This window comes from Deltaproteobacteria bacterium CG11_big_fil_rev_8_21_14_0_20_49_13 (assembly GCA_002796305.1).
Classification (GTDB): Bacteria; UBA10199; UBA10199.
Window position 1 is genome coordinate 8,567 of the sequence record PCWZ01000020.1, and the last position, 4,573, is coordinate 13,139.

At 45.7% G+C, this 4,573-nt stretch carries 4 protein-coding genes; 2 read left to right on the forward strand and 2 right to left on the reverse strand.

Annotated features, from left to right (window positions below):
• Window positions 1–125 precede the first annotated feature (125 nt).
• Window positions 126–410: a hypothetical protein gene (locus COV46_01575; GenBank protein ID PIR18028.1), complete on the forward strand. Its 285-nt coding sequence runs from the start codon at window positions 126–128 to the stop codon at window positions 408–410.
• A 40-nt stretch (window positions 411–450) separates the two neighbouring features.
• Here the strand turns inward: COV46_01575 and COV46_01580 are convergent, their stop codons facing one another.
• Both COV46_01580 and COV46_01585 read right to left on the reverse strand, forming a co-directional pair.
• A complete protein-coding gene (locus COV46_01580) occupies window positions 451–2,022 on the reverse strand; it encodes a hypothetical protein (GenBank protein PIR18029.1) in 1,572 nt (523 codons plus the stop codon).
• Between the two features lie 40 nt (window positions 2,023–2,062).
• Complete coding sequence (locus tag COV46_01585; GenBank protein PIR18030.1) at window positions 2,063–3,604, reverse strand: hypothetical protein; 1,542 nt, start codon at window positions 3,602–3,604, stop codon at window positions 2,063–2,065.
• Between the two features lie 94 nt (window positions 3,605–3,698).
• Here COV46_01585 and COV46_01590 point away from each other — a divergent pair.
• A partial coding sequence (locus tag COV46_01590) for a hypothetical protein (GenBank protein PIR18031.1) occupies window positions 3,699–4,573 on the forward strand: 875 nt, incomplete at its 3' end.

Consider the following 4,573-nt stretch of genomic DNA (forward strand, 5'->3'; position numbering starts at 1 on the left):
TCGCTGGACGCTCCTCGCAATGACATAACAATGGGTTTATAGAGGTGCCCTTAAGCGAGTGTCCCAGAAATTCTCTTTTTGAGGCTTGACTTTTTATCCCTTAGGCACCATTTAGTGTGACACTTATGGCAAAAAAGAGGTCAAGAAAAATTAACAAGTCGTTTCCGGAAGGCGCGATATCCGGGCAAACTATCAACAAGATCAACGAGATATACCTGACCCGCATCCTTGAAGAGGATGGTTATCAGGATCTTTTGCCGATAATTATGCCTTTTAGCGAGGGGAAGGCCTTGGAATTCACCGGCCAGATGAAAAAAGCAAGAGAGACCTTCAAGCGCATCTTAAAGAAAGATCCAGAAAACAGCATGGTGAAGGATGCCCTGAATCAGGTGGAAATGTCGCTAAATTAGTTGCTTATCCTTCGACATGCTCCCGCCAAAAGACCGGCGGTCAGACAGGATGAACGATCTTTGCAACCACTTCCGGATCCGTAAGCACCGCCACTTCATCTTTTCTTCCTTCGTTATAGGTATCCTTGTTTTCTGAACAATATCCGGGGTGGACCATTATCTCGGTCGTGCCGTTCGGCAATATCGCGAGCGTTCCGAGCCATCTCTTTTTTAGTCCGCTTCCGCCGCTCAAGGAATATCCTCCGAAGTGATCGGATGTCGCGAAACCGCGGCTCCGCCAGTAGGTCGGCTTGGAAGACGAGAGCATGCCGATCATGAGCCTTCGTACACACGCCTTATACCACGGCGACCAGAGCCCTTCGCGCGGCGAACGTACGAACTTGATACCGAACTCGCGTGCTACCGCCTCGGTCGCCTTGCGGATGACCGGGAATACGTGGACATGATGATGTCCGTCAATGTGGCTGATATCAGGATAACGCTTTGAAAGTCTTTTACACTGCGCGTGCATCTCTTTATAGACATCGTGAGGCGAGATCTTTCCAAGCAGCGAACGCAGGAGTAATTTGTTACGTGAGAGAAAGCGACCGTTCTTATCGACGAGTGTCGGGATATCCTTTAGATGGGAAAGAGGTCTGCCCCAGGTAAGCGTTGCATGCAGGCCTACCTCAGGATGCGGGTTCAGTCTGGCAAGTTCATCCATCGATGCTTCGAATTCGGGCGAGTTCGTCATTACGCTTGTGGACCTTACGGTCCCTGCCTCGATCGTTCTAAGTATCCCCTTGCTTACAGGGAGCGTCATTCCGTAGTCGTCGGCATTGATAATGAGCTTCTTTTTGCCGTCTTTAACAGGAAGCGAGTAGCGGCCTAGTAGATAATTATACCATATCTTAAGAACAGAACTTCCAATGCTCACACCATCCTGCATGAAAACAACGGTAGTTGGCTCACTAAAATAGCGATGTTCGATGGCCACCTCGCGTGAGTGAAGTCCCATCTTTTCGGCTAGAAAAAGAACCTCTATATCAAAAGGAAACCCGAATATTTTAAGACGTGAGAATATCATTTTTGCCGCATCGGCAGTGAAACCCTTCAAGCCGGCTTGAGAGTCTCGACAGTGAGGGATTACGGTGTGCCGAAGGATCCAGTTAATGAGCCTGCTTGCCATATGACGGGTGTAAAGATAGTGGAAGAATGCAGGGCTTATTGTATAGCGTGAATCGGCGTCAACACGGCAGGCGGTCGCGACGTCATTGCCATCCTCCAGTGTAGCAACGATCCGAAGTATCTGTGGGGGTTCATATGCAAGGTCGGCATCTAAGAACACACGATATTTCCCCTTGGCCTCAAGTATTCCTTTTGCAACCCCGCCGCCTTTGCCAAGGTTTTTATGGAGGCCGATCAGCCTTGCGTAATAGCTTTTTGGCCTATCCATCCATTCTTTAACGACCGTAAAAGTATTGTCGGTACTGCCATCATCGACCACTATCAGTTCAGTTGAGTATGCGAGGCTCTTAATGAAGTTTTCAATTGTATCAAGGGATCTTATTATAAAAGTTCCCGAGTTATATGCTGGGACAATTATGGATAAGTAAATGTTGTCAATGGTCATATTGCTTTGCAATGTATAGTGAAAAAGCCCAAAAAGCAATTTAATCTATTCGACGATAGAAAATAGTTCCATTAAGCTGAGCCTCTTCTTTGTAATTATTATTTACATATTTCATCAGTTCTGGATATCTGGATATAGGATAGTTCTTGTAATTGTGAAGCCCTGAAGGAGCCGTGTCTATTATATAAACCGGTCTGTTCTTTTTTATATCTTCCCAGAACATCTTCCATGCATCGTGGTTAATGAATTTGTCAGAGTCGATAAGTTCATCTTTAAGCCCAGGAACGCGGCCAGTGATTACATCGCTCCAAAAGAAACGGATAGCCGGCAATCTATGTGAATACCAATAGATAGCAGGGACGTAACCCCACGCCAAGATCTTGTCTTCCGGATTTGTGCGAGATGCAACATAGGATGCGATCGGTTTATAATCGTCCAAGTTGTCTTCCTTTACAACCTTATGTATGTCGCTGATATAAAAACGGGCAACAGTAAAACCGATTGCCGGGAGAAGCATCCAGAAAATTATAAGCCTTCTTGGCCACAATCTCTCGAAGGCTGAAACAGCAATACGGGAGGAGAGTATGGCCATTGATGGTAATAACAGCAAAAAATAATGTCCATAGAACCTGTAACCGGTCGATACTGGAACAAAACTTAATATGAACCACAAGATAATGAGCCATTCACTTTCATCATTCTGTGTTGGTCTGAGGTTATATGCATGTTTATGTTGCGATCTAGCCGCTAGAGATCGAATTTTTTTGAATATCGCAGTAAATGACAGGCTCCATAATAAGGCCGTGCTTGCGACATAAGGAATGACTCGGGTGACAATTCTGTTTACAAGATGAAGGCTCTCCGACCCCTGCGATATATAGTTGGCGTTCCCGATTATGTTCCAATATATAAATCCATTCAGTGCTCCAGCAATGTAAATATAAATGAACATTACAGCGGGCGGGATTATTGCTCCGCAAAAGAACAATCCGGCAGCTTTTAAAGGGATTCTATGTCTTATAAATAATAGATAAGCTAGCAGAATAAACAAATTCATCCCAGCCTGATATTTAAAACAGCACGCAGCAGCAAAAAAGATGCCGCTTAAAAATGCCGAACTCAAATTCTCATTGCTTTCATATTTAAGCCAATAATAAAACTGCAGACAGACTGGGAGAAGCATTATGGGCTCTATCGTTGTCGCTAAGACCTTTGGAATGTATGTGACGCTAAAGACTATGTAGAGAAGCGCGGCCCAGTACCCGGCCTCTTTCGAATAAAGAAGTGCGGATATCTTATAGAGCACGCAAGATGTGATCCCTACGATGATTATAGTAACGGCATGGACCGCGATCATGTTCCATTTGCCGAATATGGAAAAGATCGAGCCAAAGAAGAGATAGATACCCAAAGGCTTCGTTTCAACACAGTTGACATAGGGAATGCCTCCGTCGAACCATATTCTGGCAAAGAGGCCGTAGATGGCCTCGTCGACGTCAAGGATAGGATGTAAAAGCGCGGGTATCCTTAAGATGACGAGCGCAAGAACGATCAAAAGGGTCCAGAGATAACGTTTGTTCATTATTCAGCGGGTTTTTGATCCATTATACAGGTCGCCCGATTTTTGACAATATCTATTTGACACTTTCGGCGTTTAGACGTAAAAATGCCGCGGCATGAATTTTACAAGACGCTTCTTTTCTATTATCGGCCCCAACAACACACTGCTTATCATCTATTTCCTGCTGATGCTCGTGATATTCGCCTTCTACGGCGTTCGGTTCAAGTTAGACCACCATAAACTATGGTCGGTTCTCCTATCTACGGTCTTCGTCATCTACTTTTCTACTACGCTCATCCATCATGCAAGGCATAAGGAGGAGGACCTTACGCCGTTCTTGCCGTTTGCGTTGAGACAGCTTAAGAAATTCGTTATAGACTGGTTCCCGCTTGTGGCGCTGGTCACTATCTATGAGAACCTCCGTGAATATACCGGTATCATCCGGACCGATCAGATAGACGCTGCCTTAATGAGGGCCGATATCTGGCTCTTTGGCGTTGAACCTACCGTATGGATCCAGCAGTTCTCGCATCCAATACTTACCGAATATTTCGCCTTTACCTATTCGACATATCTTATATTGCCTCTTGCGCTTGGCTGGTACTATTACGCCTGCAGACGCGACCGGGAATATCATACGCTGACGATGGGGGTTGTCTTAACTCTTTGTATTGGATATGTTCTGTATCTCACGTTCCCTGCCGGGCCGCCGCGCTTTTTTATCCCGGAGATGTTCGATCCACCACAATTAGTGGGCGCCTTCGGATTCTATAATTCGATGCAGAGCCGCTTTGATGCCGTGAATCCGATGATGTACCGCTCGAGCTTTCCAAGCCTTCATGTTGGGCTTTCAAGCGTTGCGCTACTTTTTGCGATAAAATATCGAAATGCGGTGCCGCTTGGAAAGGTCATACAGGTAGTGGTAGGGCTCCTTGCGTTGAGTCTCTGGATAGCGACAGTTTATTTGCGCCATCACTGGACAGTTGATAT

Coding starts and splice junctions, on each gene's coding strand:
- COV46_01580 (PIR18029.1), bottom strand. CDS start 2,022: ATGACCATTGACAACATTTACTTATCCATAATTGTCCCAGCATATAAC.
- COV46_01575 (PIR18028.1), top strand. CDS start 126: ATGGCAAAAAAGAGGTCAAGAAAAATTAACAAGTCGTTTCCGGAAGGC.
- COV46_01585 (PIR18030.1), bottom strand. CDS start 3,604: ATGAACAAACGTTATCTCTGGACCCTTTTGATCGTTCTTGCGCTCGTC.